This window comes from Nitrospirota bacterium (assembly GCA_040757335.1).
GTDB lineage: Bacteria > Nitrospirota > Nitrospiria > 2-01-FULL-66-17 > 2-01-FULL-66-17 > JBFLXB01.
The window spans coordinates 311,913-327,039 of the sequence record JBFLXB010000001.1; the positions used below are offsets into that span (position 1 = coordinate 311,913).

Sequence of the window (15,127 nt, forward strand, 5' to 3'; positions counted from 1 at the left end):
CGTCGTGACGTTACTCTGTTGACCAGTTCAGTCGTAGGGTTTTGAGGAATTGGTCGTCGAACGGGCTCGCCGAAGCGGAGAGCGGCGGGCCTTCGAGCTGCGGAGGGTCCTCTTTCCTGCGTAATATCCGCGTGAAGAGGGCAAAGAGCAGATCCACCTGGTAGCCCTCTTCTTCGATGTCTTTGAGGGCGTCCTTGACGTCGTTGGAGTCGGTGAGCGCGGCGTTGACGCATTGTGACAACTCCCGGACGAGTTTTTTGATCTTCTCCTTTTCCTCCGGGCTCATCACTTCCTCCGTGGCCTGAGGTCCAGCTTATCCCACGCATGGACGTTGTCAAGACGCCCCGCGCAAGCCGTTAAATTTTTTGACAACGGTCCGTGGAGTTCCTATAATTCGGTGTTTTTTTGGCGGCCTGCGCGGAGCCCCGTTGCTTGAAACAACTCGAAATTTCTCGATTATCGCCCACATCGATCACGGCAAATCGACCCTCGCGGATCGCATCCTTGAGGAAACCGGTGCGCTCACCGCAAGGGAACTCCGCGATCAGGTTCTGGACGACATGGACCTGGAGCGGGAACGTGGCATCACGATCAAGGCGCACGCGGTCCGGTTACGCTATCAGGCCAAGAACGGTTGCACGTACTCGTTCAATCTGATCGACACCCCAGGGCACGTCGATTTCACCTACGAGGTCTCCCGCAGCCTTGCGGCGTGCGAGGGGGCCTTATTGGTTGTGGACGCCACTCAAGGCGTCGAAGCCCAAACCATTGCCAATGCCCAACTCGCGATGGCCAATCACTTGACCATCGTTCCGGTCATCAACAAGATCGATCTGGCGAGCGCCGACGTGGACGCGGTCAAGCGCGAACTCGAAGACGTGTTGGCCATCGACGCCTCCGAAGCGATCCTCGCGAGCGCCAAGGAAGGCCTGGGGATCAGGGAAATCCTGGAGGCCATCGTCCACCGGATTCCGCCGCCGCGCGGCGACCGCGAGGCGCCGCTCAAGGCGTTGATCGTCGACTCCTGGTTCGACAACTACCAGGGTGCGATCATCCTGGCGCGCGTGGTTGACGGCCGCGTGCGAGCCGGCAGCAAGATCCTGCTGATGTCGAACGACAAGACGTTTCTGGTCGATTCGGTCGGCGTGTTCACCCCCAAACGCGTGCCCACGGAGGAACTCGCCGCGGGCGACGTCGGGTACATCGTGGCCGGAATCAAGAACGTGGCCGACACCAAGATCGGCGACACGGTGACCGAAGCCGCGCGGCCCACGGCCGCGCCGTGCCCCGGATACACCGAGGTAAAACCGATGGTGTTTTGCGGCCTCTACAGCGTGGACAGCGCGGATTTCGAGGCGCTGCGCGACGCGCTGGAGAAGCTGCGGCTCAATGACTCGTCGTTCACGTTCGAACCGGAGACCTCGTTGGCGCTGGGGTTCGGATTTCGCTGCGGATTCCTCGGTTTGCTGCACATGGAGATCGTCCGCGAACGGTTGGAGCGCGAGTATCACCTGGCCCTGATCAGCACCGCGCCGACCGTGGTGTACCGCGTCACCACGCTGAAGGGCGAGATCCTCCACATCGAGAACCCCGCAAAATTGCCGGACGTGCAGAAGATCGCCACGTTCGAGGAGCCCATGATCCGGGCGACCATCATCACGCCGGAGGAGTATCTGGGCGCCCTGTTGCGACTCTGCGAGGAGCGGCGCGGCACGCAAATCGACCTGAAGTACCTGGACGTCAAGCGGTTGATGCTGACCTATCGTCTTCCGCTCAACGAAGTAATCCTGGACTTCTATGATCGACTCAAGTCGATCAGCCGCGGGTACGCGTCGTTCGACTACGAGGTGGTCGGATACGAAGCGAGCGACCTCATCAAGCTCGATATTCTCCTGAACGGGGAGACGGTGGACGCGTTGTCTTGCATCGCGCACCGAAGCAAGGCTCAAACCCGGGGACGACAATTGGTCGAGAAAATGCGAGAATTGATCCCGCGCCAGATGTTCGAGATCGCGATTCAGGCCGCCATCGGCAGTCGCGTGATCGCGCGGGAGACGGTCGGTGCACTCAAGAAGAACGTCACGGCCAAGTGTTACGGCGGCGACATCACCCGCAAACGGAAGCTATGGGAGAAACAAAAAGAAGGCAAGAAACGCATGAAGCAGGTGGGACGGGTGGAGATCCCGCAGGAAGCGTTCCTCGCGCTCTTGAAAGTGACCGACTGATCCCCCAGATGGGGGTGAAGAGAAAGTCCACCGCGCGCGAGTACGCCGAGGCGTTCGCCCTGGCGATTCTCCTGGCCTTGACGGTCCGCACCTTCGTGGTGCAGGCGTTCAAGATCCCATCCGGATCCATGATCCCCACGCTCTCGATCGGCGACCACATCCTGGTCAACAAGTTCGTGTACGGGATCAAGATGCCGTTTACGGACTGGGTGGTGGTCCCGATATCCCGACCCCAGCGGGGGGATGTAATCGTGTTCAAGTATCCCGAAGACGAGAGTAAGGATTTCATCAAACGCGTGGTGGGTGTGCCCGGCGACGTGGTGGAAGTCCGCGACAAGACCGTGTACCTCAACGGCGCGTTGGCCGACACGTCCCATACCCAGCACACCGATCCCAGCGTGCATCAGGACCGGCGGGACAACTTCGGTCCGGTGACGGTTCCGCCCGGTGCCTACTTTGTCATGGGCGACAACCGGGATCAGAGTTTGGACAGCCGGTTCTGGGGGTTTGTGAAGGAACACAAAATTCGCGGCAAAGCGTTCCTCATCTACTGGTCGTGGGACGGCGCGGATTCGTGGGTGCGGTGGTCGCGGATCGGGCGGGTGATTCATTAGCCGAAGTGTGGTACGCTCCGGCGGTCGGTTATGAACACGGACAGCACGCATCTTCGTGAGTGGGCGGCCGGGTTGTCCCGCGCGCGGGTCGTGGTTCTGGGCGACCTGATGCTCGACCGCTTTATCTGGGGGCGGGTCTCCCGGGTCTCCCCGGAGGCCCCGGTCCCGGTCGTGGAGGTGACCTCCGAGTCGGTGCTCCTGGGCGGCGCCGGCAACGTCTTCCTGAATCTCCTCTCCTTGGGGGCCTCGGTGTCGCTGTGCGGCGTGGTCGGAGACGACGACGCCGGAACCGCGCTGATCGATCTGCTGCGGAGCCGGGGAGGAACGCTGGACGGCGTGATTGCCGAAAGCGGGCGGCCCACCACGCAAAAAACGCGAGTCATCGCGCACCAACAACAGGTCGTCCGCGTGGATCGCGAGCAGCGTGACGCCCTCGGCGCCAAAACCCGCGCGGCGTTGGTCGAGGCCGTGGAAGCGCGGATGGACGGCGCCAACTGCTTGGTCGTCTCCGACTACGCCAAAGGCGTGGTGTCGTCCGAGGTGATGGACCGCGTCCGACGCGCCGCCGCGGCGCGGGGCGTTGAAATTCTCGTGGATCCCAAGGTCTCCAATATGTCGTATTTTGCCGGCGTGCACGTGGTCACCCCCAATCACCTCGAAGCGTCACAGGCCAGTGGCGTGGAGATCGTCGATGCCGAGAGCCTGTCCCGGGCGGGCCGCGCGCTGCTGGATCGTTTGCGGGTGGCGGCCGTGCTCATCACGCGGGGCGAACAGGGGATGTCGCTCTTCGAACGCGACGGAGGCGTCACGCACATCCCCACCGTCGCCAAACAGGTGTTCGACGTCACCGGCGCCGGCGATACCGTGATCGCCACCCTGGCTGCGGCGCGGTCGGTTGGCGCCCCGCTGGCCGAAGCAGCGCGGCTTGCCAACTGCGCGGCGGGGTACGTGGTGGGCGTCGTGGGCACCGCCGCCGTGACCCCGTCCGCGCTTCAGCGGCAACTCGATGCGTATCTCGCGGAGACCGCGCGGTGAAGGTTCTGGTCGTTATCCCGGCTCGGTACTCTTCCACCCGCCTGCCCGCCAAGCCCCTGGTCGATATCGGGGGCAAACCCATGATCCAACGCGTGTGGGAACGCGGGTGCGCCGCGCGCGGCGTGGACCAGGTTGTGGTGGCCACCGACGACCAGCGGATCGTCCGGGTCGTGGAGTCATTCGGGGGGCGGGCGGTCATGACGTCTCCCTCGCACCCCAGCGGGACCGACCGGCTGGCGGAGGTGGCGGCTCAACACCCCGCCGACGTGTACGTGAACCTGCAGGGTGATCTGCCGTTCGCGCCGCCCACCATGATCGAGGCCGCGGTCCGTGCGTTCGACGATCCGGCGGTGCGTCTGTCGACCCTGGCCCGGCCCATCACCGAGGCGGCGGACGTCTACAATCCCCACGTCGTGAAAGTGGTGATGGACCGCCACGGTAACGCGCTGTACTTTTCTCGATCGCCGATTCCGTTCATCCGGGAGCGCGCCGATCGAGGTCTGGATGTCCTTCCCGCGGAGACGTATTTCCAGCACTTCGGGCTCTATGGGTATCGCCGCGACGTCCTCGTTGCGTTCGCGGGTTGGCCCAAGGGCCGCCTGGAGGATCTGGAAAAACTGGAACAGCTCCGAGCGTTGGAGAACGGCTGTCCCATTCGGGTGGTTGTGACCGCCGAGGCCACGCTGGAAGTCAACACACCCGAGGACCTTGAGCAGGCGCGGGCTGGCGTCGCGAGGCCGGCGACAGGGGGGAGGACGGTATGACCAAATATCTATTCATCACGGGTGGGGTGGTGTCGTCGTTGGGCAAGGGCTTGGCGTCCGCCTCGATCGGCAACCTGCTCGAAAGCCGCGGGTTGAAGGTCGCGTTTCTCAAACTGGATCCGTACATCAACGTCGATCCCGGCACCATGAATCCGTACCAACACGGCGAGGTCTTCGTCACCGAAGACGGGACGGAGACGGACCTCGATCTTGGGCACTACGAACGTTTCACCACGGTGACCACCGGTCGGCAGAACAACTACACCACCGGCCGGATCTACTACAACGTCATCCAAAAGGAGCGGCGGGGCGACTACCTGGGAGGAACCGTGCAGGTGGTGCCGCACATCACCGACGAGATCAAACGCTCCATCACCGCGTTGGGTGACGGCGTGGACGTGGTCATCGTCGAGATCGGCGGGACGGTGGGCGACATCGAGAGCCTTCCGTTCTTGGAGGCGATCCGCCAGTTTCCCTTTGACGTGGGCCGGGAAAACGTGGTCTACGTGCATTTGACCCTCATTCCCTACGTCGCGGCGTCGGGCGAACTCAAGACCAAGCCCACCCAACACAGCGTCAACAAGTTGCGAGAGATCGGTATCCAGCCGCACATCCTGCTCTGTCGCACGGAACGCCCCTTGCCGGACGAGTTGAAGGCCAAGATCGCCTTGTTCTGCAGCGTGGATCGCGACGCGGTGATCGCCGCGCGCGACGTCGAAACGATTTACGACGTGCCGCTGGTCTTTCACCAGCAAGGGCTCGACGAGTTGATCGCCCGCCATCTGCATCTTCCTTCGCGGCCCGCGAATCTCGCCGCGTGGGAGCAACTGGTCGAACGGATCAAACATCCGCACGCCTCGGTGAAGATCGCCCTGATCGGCAAGTACCTCGGCCTCAAGGATTCCTACAAAAGCCTGTCCGAGGCGCTGCACCACGGCGGGTTCGCCCACACCGCGCGGGTAGACATTCAATGGATCGACGCGGAAAGCGTGGTCACCGACGGTCCCGAGCCGCTCCTCGCCGACATCGACGGGATTCTGGTCGCCCCAGGATTCGGAAACCGGGGGATCGAAGGCAAAATCGAGGCGATCCGGTACGCGCGGGAGCGGGGGGTGCCGTTCCTCGGAATTTGTCTGGGCATGCAGTGTGCGGTCATCGAGTACGGGCGGCACGCCCTGGGACTCGCCGGGGCCAACAGCACGGAGTTCGAAGCCTCACCCGACCCCGTCATCGATCTGATGCCTGATCAACACGCCGTGGCGGCAAAGGGCGGCTCCATGCGGTTGGGCGCCTATCCGTGTCGCGTCCGCAAAGGCAGCCGTGCGTTTGCGGCGTACGACCGTGAAGAGGTCACGGAGCGCCATCGGCACCGGTACGAGTTCAACAACGCCTACCGCGATCGCTTCGAGCGCGCGGGCATGTTGTTCAGCGGGATCAACCCGCAACGCGACTTGGTGGAGATCGTGGAGCTGCCGGCGCACCCGTGGTTCGTGGGCGTGCAATTTCACCCGGAGTTCCGATCGCGGCCCATCGCGCCTCACCCGTTGTTCGCGGCCTTCATCGGAGCCGCGCTCGCCCGCCGGGAAACCTCCGGCCAGCGTGGCTCCGCGGGGAGCGGGCGGTGACGCCCCGCGTCGTCGGGGTCCGCCACCTGCGCCTGGGTTCCGACGGTCCGTTGTTCGTGATCGCCGGCCCCTGCGTCGTGGAGAACGAATCGCTGTGTTTGACCGTGGCCGAACGCGTGCAGCACATCACGTCCAAGCTCGGGCTACCCTTCATCTTCAAGTCCTCGTATGACAAAGCCAACCGGACGTCGATCGCCTCGTTCCGTGGTCTGGGCATGGACGAAGGGCTCCGGATTCTCGAACGCGTGCGGGACACGATCGGGGTGCCGGTGTTGTCGGACGTTCACGGCGTGGACGACGTGCGAGCCGCCGCGAACGTCTTGGACGTCCTGCAGATTCCCGCGTTTCTCTGCCGCCAAACCGACCTCCTGGTGGCCGCGGGTCACACCGGGAAGACCGTCAACGTGAAGAAAGGCCAGTTCCTGGCGCCCTGGGACATGCGGCACGCGGTCGAGAAGATCGCCTCCACCGGCAACCACAAGATTCTGCTCACCGAACGCGGGGCGAGCTTCGGGTACAATAACCTGGTCTCTGACTTTCGCAGCCTGCCCATCATGCGCCAATGGGGCTATCCGGTGGTGTTCGACGCCACACACAGCGTGCAGTTGCCGGGCGGAGCCGGCAACGCGTCGACCGGCCAGCGCGAGTTCGTGGCGCCGCTGGCGCGGGCGGCCGTGGCCGTGGGCTGCGACGGCCTGTTCATGGAAGTCCATCCGGACCCCGATCACGCGCCGTCCGACGGACCCAATATGGTGCCGCTGGATCAACTGGAAGACCTGCTCGGTCAGCTGGTCCGCATTCGCGAAGCCGTCGGGTCGGGCCGCCCGATCCCGACCAACGGGTGATGATCCTCGCCAGGGGCCGGCAGGTTCTCGAAATCGAAGCCAAGGCGATCCTGTCCCTGATGGACCGCCTCGATGAGCGCTTCGAGCGGGCCGTCCGCGTTCTGCACGACTGCCGCGGCCGGATCATCGTGACCGGCATGGGCAAATCAGGCCTCATCGGCCGCAAGATCGCGGCGACGCTCGCCAGTATCGGTGCGCCGTCCGCGTTCCTGCACCCCGCCGAAGGAATCCATGGGGACCTGGGAATGCTCTCGCGCGGCGACGCGGTCGTGGCCCTGTCCAACAGCGGCGAGACCGACGAACTGCTGGCCATCATCCCCGCGATCAAACGACTGGATCTGCCCTTGATCGGTCTGACCGGCAACGCGCGTTCGTCGCTGGCCAAAGCGAGCGACGTGGTGTTGGACGTGAGCGTGGCCGAGGAAGCCTGTCCGCTCGCCCTCGCGCCCACGTCGAGTACGACCGCCGCGTTGGCGCTCGGCGACGCCCTGGCCATGGCGCTGCTCGAACACCGCGGGGTCCGGCCGGAGGACTTTGCCCGATACCATCCAGGCGGCGCCCTGGGCCGGCGCCTGCTGCTGACGGTCGAGCAACTGATGCACCGGGACGAGCACGTCCCGAAAGTCGGTCCGGGGACGTTGTTGCGGGACGTGATCTACGAGATCAGCTCCAAAAAGCTCGGAATGACCACGGTGGTGGACCCCTCCGGCCGCTTGCTCGGGGTGGTCACCGACGGAGACCTGCGCCGGGTCCTGGAGCAGGGAGGGGACAATCTCCTCGCGCGAACCGCGAGCACGGTGATGACGGCTCGCCCCAAAACGATTCTCGCGTCGGCCCTGGCTGCGGAGGGGTTGGCGCAGATGGAACGATTCGCGATCACCGCTCTCGTGGTGGCAGACGCCGATGGCCGGGTGGAAGGCGTCGTCCACCTGCACGACCTCCTCAAGGCCGGCATCGCCTGAGCCGGGCCGAGATGGCTGCCGCTCCGTCGGGCCGGATCATCGCCAGAGCCAAGGGCGTGGCGTTTCTGCTCCTGGATGTCGACGGGGTACTCACCGATGGGCTCGTCACCTTCACCAGCGAAGGACACGAAGTGAAGTCGTTTCACATCCATGACGGCCACGGGATCAAACAACTCGTCCGCGCGGGCGTCGACGTCGGAATTCTGAGCGGTCGGCATTCGCCGATCGTCGAGCGTCGCGCGACGGAGCTCGGGATCCTCGAGGTTCACCAAGGAGCGGAGGATAAACTCAAGGTCTACGAAAAGTTGCTCGCGCGTCGGCGGTTGCGCGATCAGGACGTCGCGTACATCGGAGACGACGTTCCGGATCTCCACATCATGAAACGGGTCGGGTTTGCCGTGGCGGTCCGCAACGGACACGACGCGGTCAAGCGATCGGCCCACTACACCACCAGCCGGCGAGGCGGGGACGGGGCGGTGCGCGAAGTGTGCGATCTCCTCCTCCGCGCCAAGGGGATTCGCGCCCCATGACCATGCGGCAACGCGTTCTTCGGCGAAGCATCGTCTGGGGCGTGGCGGCGGCTGGCATGATCGCGGCGTTGATTCCGTGGCGGCTCGGCGTCGCCGTTGGGACGAGACTCGGTGCCTGGGCGTGGCGGATGCTCCCATCCGCGCGCCGCCTGGCGATGGAGAACTTGACCGCGGCGTTTCCGCACTTGACCGAGCGAGACCGTGCCGCCATCGGTCGGGCCGCCATGATCAACCTCGGCCGTTCGGCCATGGAGATGCTGATGTTGTTCAGGCGTCGGCGGACCCGGATCGAAGAGTGGTGCGCGATCGAGGACGAATCCCGGCTTCGCGACGCGCTCGCCGGCGGGCGGGGCGTGGTGTTCGTCACCGGCCACACCGGAAATTGGGAACTGCTGGCCGCACTGGTCGCCCGGCGGGGTTATCCCGCCACCGTGGTGGCGACGCCGGTCTACGACCCTCGGCTGGACGATCTGCTGATCGCAGCCCGGGCCGCGCAGGGGGTGGAAACCATCGCCCGCGGCAGCGCTTCAGCCGCCCGTCAACTATTGTCCGCCCTGCGGCGCAACGCCTTCTTGGGCATGTTGATCGACCAGGATACTGACGTGGATGGGGCGTTCGTCCCGTTTTTCGGCCGGCCGGCCTACACACCGACCGGAGCCGCTGCGCTGGCGCTCCGAACCGGCGCCGCGGTCGTGTGCGGATTTCTGGTGCGGGAGGGTGCGGTCCGTCATCGGCTGGTGGTGGAGGGCCCGATCGCCTTAATTCGAACCGGCGACCACGAACGCGACGTGGTGGAAAACACCGCGTTGTTTACCAGCCTCATCGAACGACACATTCGTTCTTTTCCCGACCAGTGGGTGTGGTTCCATCGCCGCTGGAAGCGGCGGCCCGCAGCAGTGCCCCCGAACGAAGCCACCGCACCAAATTCGCACACCGCATGGGCCAGTTCGGCATGAGCCGCCGGGAACCAGCGCTCAACCTGCCCAATGCATTGACGCTGTCTCGTCTCTGCCTGATCCCCGTGTTCGTGGCCCTGGCGGCGCTGGAAGATACGCCCACCATCGCCGCGGTGACGGCGGCGGTCTTTGGCCTGGCCTCGCTGACGGACTGGTTGGACGGATACATGGCCCGTCGAAGACAACAAATCACGGACCTCGGCAAGCTCCTCGATCCGGTTGCGGACAAGTTACTCGTGTTGGCGGCTCTGGTTGTCTTGGTGGAAGCCGGCCGTGCGCCGGGGTGGCTCGTGATTCTCTTGCTTGCCCGCGAGTTCGCCGTCACCGCGCTGCGGGCGGTCGCGGCTATGGGCGGGCAGGTGATCCCTGCGGAGCGCCTCGGCAAATTGAAGATGGGCGCTCAAACGGCGGCCATTCTCGTCCTCATCCTCGAACCAGCGCTTCCCGCCTGGAGTCATCCGGTGGGGCTCGCGCTCCTGATCGCGGCCACGATACTGGCCCTCCTGTCCGCCAGCCAATACGCCCTCGCGTACAGCCGGTCGTTCCGTCCCGAAACCGCCAGGTGACCGCGCAGTCGCCGCTCGTGGCCGGCTTGGCGATTACGCTGATCGCGTATATCATTGGCACGATTCCCTTCGGCGTGCTCGTCGCTCGATGGGTCGGAGCCGCGGATCCACGGACGAGGGGAAGCGGGAACATCGGGTGCACGAACGTTCTGAGGGTCGCTGGAAGGGGCGCCGCGGCCGCCACCTTGGTTCTGGACGCAGGCAAAGGACTCATTGCGGTCTGGACGGCCGAGTTTTGGATACCGGACCACACGACACCGTGGACACAAGTCGCAGGAATCGCCGTTGTGCTCGGCCACACCTTCCCGGTCTGGACGCGTTTTCGGGGAGGCAAAGGGGTGGCCACCGGGATCGGTGCCCTGGGGGGCCTGTCACCGCTGCTCGCGCTCGGGGCGGGTGTGGTGTGGGGGACGGTGCTGGCCTGGTCTCGTTACGTGTCGCTCGCCAGCGTGGTGGCGGCGCTGGTCTTGCCGATCGCGGCCACCCTGCTCCGGGTCCCGAACGTCAAGACCTTCTCGTTTATCGTAGCGGCGGTGGTGGTGATCCGGCATCGCGACAACATCCTCCGGTTGGCGCAAGGGACCGAGTCCAGACTGGACGGCCGCGCACTCTGACGGCGTGGGCCGGGGCCCTGTGCGCGGGGTTCCTCGGGCTGATCCTCGTCCCGGTTCTTGCCCTTGCGGCCCCGGTGATCCCGCTGGGCACGGCCTGGCAAGACTATCGCCAGGCCGTGGAGTCGTCGCGACCCGACGACATCGTGACCGCGGCCAAGGCCTTACGGGAAGCCGCGCAAAACGCCGAGACCCTGCAAGCGCCGGAGTTGAGTCTGGTCATGCTTCGCGATGCGGACGCCCTGCGCGCGCGCTCGGAGACCGGAACCGCGATCCGGATCGCGCAAATCGCGGCCGAGCTCTCTCCCGAGTTGGTGGCTCCGCACGCGTGGCTCGCGCAGGCATGGTTGGCCGGACCAGATCCCGATGTGCTGGCCAGCGCCAAAGCGTGGGCCGCGGCGTGGAAAGCGTCGATATCGGACTTTTGGTCCCTGCTGTATCGGATCGATCGGCTGATCGCGGCCGCCCTGTTCAGCGTGGCGTCGGTCGCCGTTCTCGTCGTGGCGTGGTTTCTGATCCGAACCGTCCCGCTGTTGGGGCACTTGCTCGCGGAATGGAGCGGGCGTCGCGTGTTCCGGCCGACGGCGTGGCTCGCGGCCGCGTGGATCCTGATCCTGCCGCTTGCCGCGGTGCGATGGGGAGCCTGGCTCGTGCTCGCACCCGCCGCGGTCGTGTGGTGGTTTTTGTCCGTCCGCGAGCGCCTGGCGCTGACCGTGCTCGCGGTGATGGGAGTCTCGGTTTCGTTTCTGTGGCCGTATGCCGTACCCGTCCTGACGGTTGATCACAGCAACGAGTTTCGGCTCCTGGTCGACGTAGCCGAAGGGCGCGACGCGGGCGATATGTTGTCCGAATCAGTGGTCGTGGACTCGCCCGAGGGCGCGGCCGCGCGTGCAACCGCGCTGGTGCGTTCCGGCCGCCTGGATGAAGCCGCGACGCTCTTCGAGGAGGCGCTCGTGCGTTGGCCCGGTGATCCGAGGCTGCTGACCGGATACGGCAACGTCTTGTTCCATCGCCACGAATACGACCGAGCCGTTCAGCACTATGAGCAGGCGCGCCGATCGGAGCCGACGTCGATTCCGATTCTCTACAACCTGAGTCAGGCGTATCGTGCCGACCTCCGGTTTGAGGAAGGGGAGGCGCGTTACCAAGAGGCTCGCGCCATTGACGCCGGCCTGCTGGACCGTTACGCGGAGCGTTCACGTCGCGGCGGGGTCTTTCTGGTGGCGGACTATCCCACGACGCATCAGGAGCTCTTCGCCGCGGCCTTTGAGCCGCGCGCGCTTCCGCCGGGGGTCGCCGACGCCGTCACCCACCTCTCGCGTCATGTGTCGCCAATGGCCACGGTCGGCGCGTTGGGGCTGTTCGTCGGCTGTTGGGTGGTGGGGAGGTGGTTTCCCAACCAACCGGCGGCTCCCTGCGCGGCGTGTGGAACAGCCGTGTGCCGGCATTGCCAGCGCTACTTCCTCGACCTGAAACTGTGCCCGTCGTGCTGGAAGGCACACGCCAAAGGCGCCAAATTCACGACCCAGGCCACGCTGCCGCAGGTCCTGCGACGTTGGGAAGTGCGGCGCCGCGTGGCCGCGTTGCTGTCGTTGGTGCCCGGGTTGGGACATCTCTCCGTCGGCCGACCCCTGTGGGGTTTGGTATTCGCCTTCGCCGGCTGGGGCCTGCTCTGGATCGGTCTGCTCCGCGAGGTGGGGTGGACCACCACGGACCTTCGTCTCGTCCCGCTTCCGTGGTACACGACGTGGGCCCCGATCGCAGTGGGGCTGACGATGCTGTTGCTCATAGGGGTACGGCACCTTCTGAAGCTGGACTGGCCCCGATCGGAATCAGCATTGCCGCAGGAGCGTGGGTAACCCGCGATGTCGCTCGAAGGATCGATCAAAGATTTCGGGCTGTCCGACATCTTCCAACTGATTCACGTCCAGCAGAAAAGCGGAATCATGACCGTCCAGCACCAGTCGCGCAAAGCCACGGTCGGATTCTTGAAGGGGATGGTGGTCGCGGCCCAATCCGATGACCGAGACGGAGTGGAGCGCATCGGTGATGTCCTGGTCAGAGCGAAGCGGATCACGCCTCATCAACTCGCCACCGCGCTCAAGATTCAACAGGAACGCGGCGAGTATTTGGGCCAGGTCCTGGTGTCCGAGGGGTTTCTGAGTCCAGATGACCTCAGGCGGGCCCTGAGGCTTCAAACGCTGGAAGCCGTGTACCGGCTGTTTCGGTGGAAAGAGGGACGATACGCCTTCGACCAGCAACCGGTCTCGTATCCGAAGGAGTATCTGGAACCGATCAGTACCGAGCATATCTTGATGGAAGGGGTCCGCCGACTCGATGAGTGGCCGTATATCGAGAAGAAGATTCCGTCGCTCGAGATGGCCTTCGCCAAGGTTCCGGGGAAAGAGGGTGAAATCGAGCAGGCGGCCGTACCCAAGGCACCAGCAACGGGCGACGATCCGCTGGCTGACCTGGACGTGGAGTCTGAAGGGCGGTTCTCGTCGGATGAAATCACCGTGTACCACGCGGTGAACGGCACCCACCGGGTGTCTCAGATCATCGAACTCGTCCAACTGGGAGAGTTCGAGGTCTGTAAGGGGCTGGCAAACCTTCTTACCGCGGGACTGGTGGTGCCGGTCGGTCTCCCCGAGGTCAAGGAGGACATTCACGACGCCGGCGTTGAACCGAGGCGGATTCTGGCTTGGCTCTCGACAGGCGTCCGGTGGACGGCGAATCTCGTCCTAATCGGCGCATTGACGGCCGGACCTTTCTGGTACGCGGACCGGGCCGGGGATCAACTCGGGGCCCAGATCGAGTCCGATCTCCTCGCAGTCCGACTCGTGATCCAACCGCACCACCTGGAGAGCCTCCGAGAACTGATCCGCGTGTGGAGGGCTGACCGTGGAAACGCTCCACGCTCGATCTTCGAGCCGATCGTGGCCTATGGAGCGGCAAACTGGCCGCTGTCGGATGCGTGGGGAAAATCGTGGATCTACGATCCGGTTACTGCTACAGTGTCCGCCGAATGGTCGTTTGGCGAAGCCAATAATTTTACAGAATAGGCCTTATCAGACATCTTTTTATATAAATAATTACAGCAGCTAATCGATATAACGCTATGACTAATTTCATAAATTATGTAGCTGATGACATCGTGGTCTTGGGCAACGCGGTCAACCGGATCTTCTGGGAGGTCGTTGACGAGGCGCAGCAAACCCGCTCACGGCTTCGCCATTATCGCGTATTGACCCGCTTGGCCGAACGAGAGACCAGCCAGTACGAGCGGCTCGGCCGCATGGGTCTGGAACTGCTTCGCGACGGGATCTCGGTTGAGCGGACTCCGGAAACATCCCTGGTCTTGGCGGAGATCGACCGTCTCCAGGCTGAGCAACGGCGACTGCGGGATCGATATGGCGCCACCCTGTCGGAGACCGCCACCCCCTTCCCGTGGCGCCGCCTGGAGCGAGCCTTGCACACGGGTGAGTGGGTGATCCACGTCACAGCCCTCCCTGATTCGTCTCCGTGGTGCGGCCGCCCCATGACCGACAGACCTCCGGCCGGGGTCTGTTTCGCGATCAAGCGCGGATCCTCCATCCAACCGGTTACGCCCGACACGGTCGGTCTGGGCGGCGATCTCCTGATGATCCTCTCGCCTGCGGCGAATGTCTCGGACTGGGACCGGTGGATGTTACAGGGTGCTGCTGAAGAGGGTTCTAACCGGGACGCAAAGGCGATCAGCAGAGGTTAGGACTGGTTGGCGACTCAGAGGGATCGAAGGGGGCGACGTTTTCGTTCTTCGATCCGGCGCTCCAAGCGGTTCCCGGCCGACGCCAGCCACCAGATCTTCACCTGGAACACGCTCCGGGCCCACCAGCGCAGGAAACGCGTCGTCACGGTCGCCACCCCCTTTTGGAAGCATGACCGCGACTCGAGCCTAGATATTCCCTGGTGGGCTACTGCACCACGCCCAACGTCGTCGCCGCTTTCTTGACATCCCCTGGTTTGACCCAGAATATGGCGCCATAACGGCCCTGCCCCGCGCACACGGCGTCAATGGCCGTGACGTTGATTTTGGCCTGGGCCAGGCGGCTCATCAGGTTGGCGATGGCGCCGGGGTGGTCGTCGCCTTGTACCAGAAAGCCCGCCTTTTTGGCTCGGACGCGGAGCCGAGCGCGTTTTGCCATGGCCAGAAACGCGCCGGGGTCCTCGGGGATGAAATCGATCTGGGCCTTTCTCCCGCTGGGGAACCCGGTAAACGCCAAGAGATTGAGGCCCGCGTCTCGGACCAGATTCAACACCCGCGCGCCCTCCCCGACCTTTTGCGGGACATCCATTGCGAAATAGTCGACCTTCCGGATCGTGTCCATGGGGGCCCTCCTCGGTAGGTGGTAAGC

17 protein-coding genes are annotated in these 15,127 nt (G+C 64.4%); 14 read left to right on the top strand and 3 right to left on the bottom strand.

Translation table 11 applies throughout. The features are described from left to right. Positions 1-10: 10 nt before the first annotated feature. Positions 11-286 carry a hypothetical protein gene (locus AB1451_01450; protein MEW6681578.1) on the bottom strand — a complete coding sequence of 92 codons (276 nt, stop codon included), beginning with the start codon at positions 284-286 and terminating at the stop codon, positions 11-13. A gap of 142 nt (positions 287-428) precedes the next feature. Between AB1451_01450 and lepA the strand changes: the two genes are divergently transcribed. From lepA to AB1451_01520, 14 genes are all read left to right on the top strand, one after another. Then, positions 429-2,225 carry a translation elongation factor 4 gene (gene lepA / locus AB1451_01455; GenBank protein ID MEW6681579.1) on the top strand — a complete coding sequence of 599 codons (1,797 nt, stop codon included), beginning with the start codon at positions 429-431 and terminating at the stop codon, positions 2,223-2,225. Positions 2,226-2,233: 8 nt separating this feature from the next. Then, positions 2,234-2,839 carry a signal peptidase I gene (gene lepB, locus AB1451_01460; GenBank protein MEW6681580.1) on the top strand — a complete coding sequence of 202 codons (606 nt, stop codon included), beginning with the start codon at positions 2,234-2,236 and terminating at the stop codon, positions 2,837-2,839. Between the two features lie 30 nt (positions 2,840-2,869). After that, the gene (gene rfaE1 / locus AB1451_01465) at positions 2,870-3,874 is read left to right on the top strand and encodes a D-glycero-beta-D-manno-heptose-7-phosphate kinase (protein ID MEW6681581.1); all 1,005 of its coding nucleotides are present in this window, start codon (positions 2,870-2,872) and stop codon (positions 3,872-3,874) included. Further along, complete coding sequence (kdsB, locus tag AB1451_01470; protein MEW6681582.1) at positions 3,871-4,638, top strand: 3-deoxy-manno-octulosonate cytidylyltransferase; 768 nt, start codon at positions 3,871-3,873, stop codon at positions 4,636-4,638. The genes rfaE1 and kdsB overlap by 4 nt, the downstream gene beginning before the upstream one ends. Further along, positions 4,635-6,263, top strand: a complete 1,629-nt coding sequence (locus AB1451_01475; GenBank protein ID MEW6681583.1) for a CTP synthase — start codon at positions 4,635-4,637, stop codon at positions 6,261-6,263. Before kdsB ends, AB1451_01475 begins: the two co-directional genes overlap by 4 nt. Continuing rightward, the gene (gene kdsA, locus AB1451_01480) at positions 6,260-7,108 is read left to right on the top strand and encodes a 3-deoxy-8-phosphooctulonate synthase (GenBank protein ID MEW6681584.1); all 849 of its coding nucleotides are present in this window, start codon (positions 6,260-6,262) and stop codon (positions 7,106-7,108) included. The genes AB1451_01475 and kdsA overlap by 4 nt, the downstream gene beginning before the upstream one ends. Beyond that, entirely contained in the window at positions 7,108-8,070 is a 963-nt protein-coding gene (locus AB1451_01485) for a KpsF/GutQ family sugar-phosphate isomerase (protein MEW6681585.1), read from the top strand. The genes kdsA and AB1451_01485 overlap by 1 nt, the downstream gene beginning before the upstream one ends. Before the next feature lie 11 nt (positions 8,071-8,081). After that, a complete protein-coding gene (locus tag AB1451_01490) occupies positions 8,082-8,600 on the top strand; it encodes an HAD-IIIA family hydrolase (protein MEW6681586.1) in 519 nt (172 codons plus the stop codon). Further along, positions 8,597-9,556: a lysophospholipid acyltransferase family protein gene (locus tag AB1451_01495; protein ID MEW6681587.1), complete on the top strand. Its 960-nt coding sequence runs from the start codon at positions 8,597-8,599 to the stop codon at positions 9,554-9,556. Before AB1451_01490 ends, AB1451_01495 begins: the two co-directional genes overlap by 4 nt. Then, the gene (gene pgsA, locus AB1451_01500; GenBank protein ID MEW6681588.1) at positions 9,553-10,122 is read left to right on the top strand and encodes a CDP-diacylglycerol--glycerol-3-phosphate 3-phosphatidyltransferase; all 570 of its coding nucleotides are present in this window, start codon (positions 9,553-9,555) and stop codon (positions 10,120-10,122) included. The genes AB1451_01495 and pgsA overlap by 4 nt, the downstream gene beginning before the upstream one ends. Beyond that, complete coding sequence (plsY, locus tag AB1451_01505) at positions 10,119-10,736, top strand: glycerol-3-phosphate 1-O-acyltransferase PlsY (protein ID MEW6681589.1); 618 nt, start codon at positions 10,119-10,121, stop codon at positions 10,734-10,736. The genes pgsA and plsY overlap by 4 nt, the downstream gene beginning before the upstream one ends. 74 nt (positions 10,737-10,810) lie before the next feature. After that, positions 10,811-12,592, top strand: coding sequence for a tetratricopeptide repeat protein (locus AB1451_01510; protein MEW6681590.1), 1,782 nt, complete (start codon positions 10,811-10,813; stop codon positions 12,590-12,592). A 6-nt stretch (positions 12,593-12,598) separates the two neighbouring features. After that, positions 12,599-13,795 (top strand): DUF4388 domain-containing protein, encoded by a 1,197-nt coding sequence (locus AB1451_01515; protein ID MEW6681591.1) that lies wholly within the window; start codon positions 12,599-12,601, stop codon positions 13,793-13,795. A 56-nt stretch (positions 13,796-13,851) separates the two neighbouring features. Continuing rightward, positions 13,852-14,481 carry a hypothetical protein gene (locus AB1451_01520; protein MEW6681592.1) on the top strand — a complete coding sequence of 210 codons (630 nt, stop codon included), beginning with the start codon at positions 13,852-13,854 and terminating at the stop codon, positions 14,479-14,481. A 14-nt stretch (positions 14,482-14,495) separates the two neighbouring features. Here the strand turns inward: AB1451_01520 and AB1451_01525 are convergent, their stop codons facing one another. Both AB1451_01525 and AB1451_01530 read right to left on the bottom strand, forming a co-directional pair. Then, positions 14,496-14,627, bottom strand: a complete 132-nt coding sequence (locus AB1451_01525) for a hypothetical protein (GenBank protein MEW6681593.1) — start codon at positions 14,625-14,627, stop codon at positions 14,496-14,498. Between the two features lie 59 nt (positions 14,628-14,686). Next, positions 14,687-15,100: a hypothetical protein gene (locus tag AB1451_01530; GenBank protein ID MEW6681594.1), complete on the bottom strand. Its 414-nt coding sequence runs from the start codon at positions 15,098-15,100 to the stop codon at positions 14,687-14,689. Between the last annotated feature and the right edge of the window lie 27 nt (positions 15,101-15,127).

Coding starts and splice junctions, on each gene's coding strand:
- AB1451_01495 (MEW6681587.1), top strand. CDS start 8,597: ATGACCATGCGGCAACGCGTTCTTCGGCGAAGCATCGTCTGGGGCGTG.
- AB1451_01530 (MEW6681594.1), bottom strand. CDS start 15,100: ATGGACACGATCCGGAAGGTCGACTATTTCGCAATGGATGTCCCGCAA.
- AB1451_01515 (MEW6681591.1), top strand. CDS start 12,599: ATGTCGCTCGAAGGATCGATCAAAGATTTCGGGCTGTCCGACATCTTC.
- AB1451_01520 (MEW6681592.1), top strand. CDS start 13,852: ATGACTAATTTCATAAATTATGTAGCTGATGACATCGTGGTCTTGGGC.
- AB1451_01475 (MEW6681583.1), top strand. CDS start 4,635: ATGACCAAATATCTATTCATCACGGGTGGGGTGGTGTCGTCGTTGGGC.
- AB1451_01490 (MEW6681586.1), top strand. CDS start 8,082: ATGGCTGCCGCTCCGTCGGGCCGGATCATCGCCAGAGCCAAGGGCGTG.
- lepB (MEW6681580.1), top strand. CDS start 2,234: ATGGGGGTGAAGAGAAAGTCCACCGCGCGCGAGTACGCCGAGGCGTTC.
- pgsA (MEW6681588.1), top strand. CDS start 9,553: ATGAGCCGCCGGGAACCAGCGCTCAACCTGCCCAATGCATTGACGCTG.
- AB1451_01450 (MEW6681578.1), bottom strand. CDS start 286: ATGAGCCCGGAGGAAAAGGAGAAGATCAAAAAACTCGTCCGGGAGTTG.
- AB1451_01485 (MEW6681585.1), top strand. CDS start 7,108: ATGATCCTCGCCAGGGGCCGGCAGGTTCTCGAAATCGAAGCCAAGGCG.
- rfaE1 (MEW6681581.1), top strand. CDS start 2,870: ATGAACACGGACAGCACGCATCTTCGTGAGTGGGCGGCCGGGTTGTCC.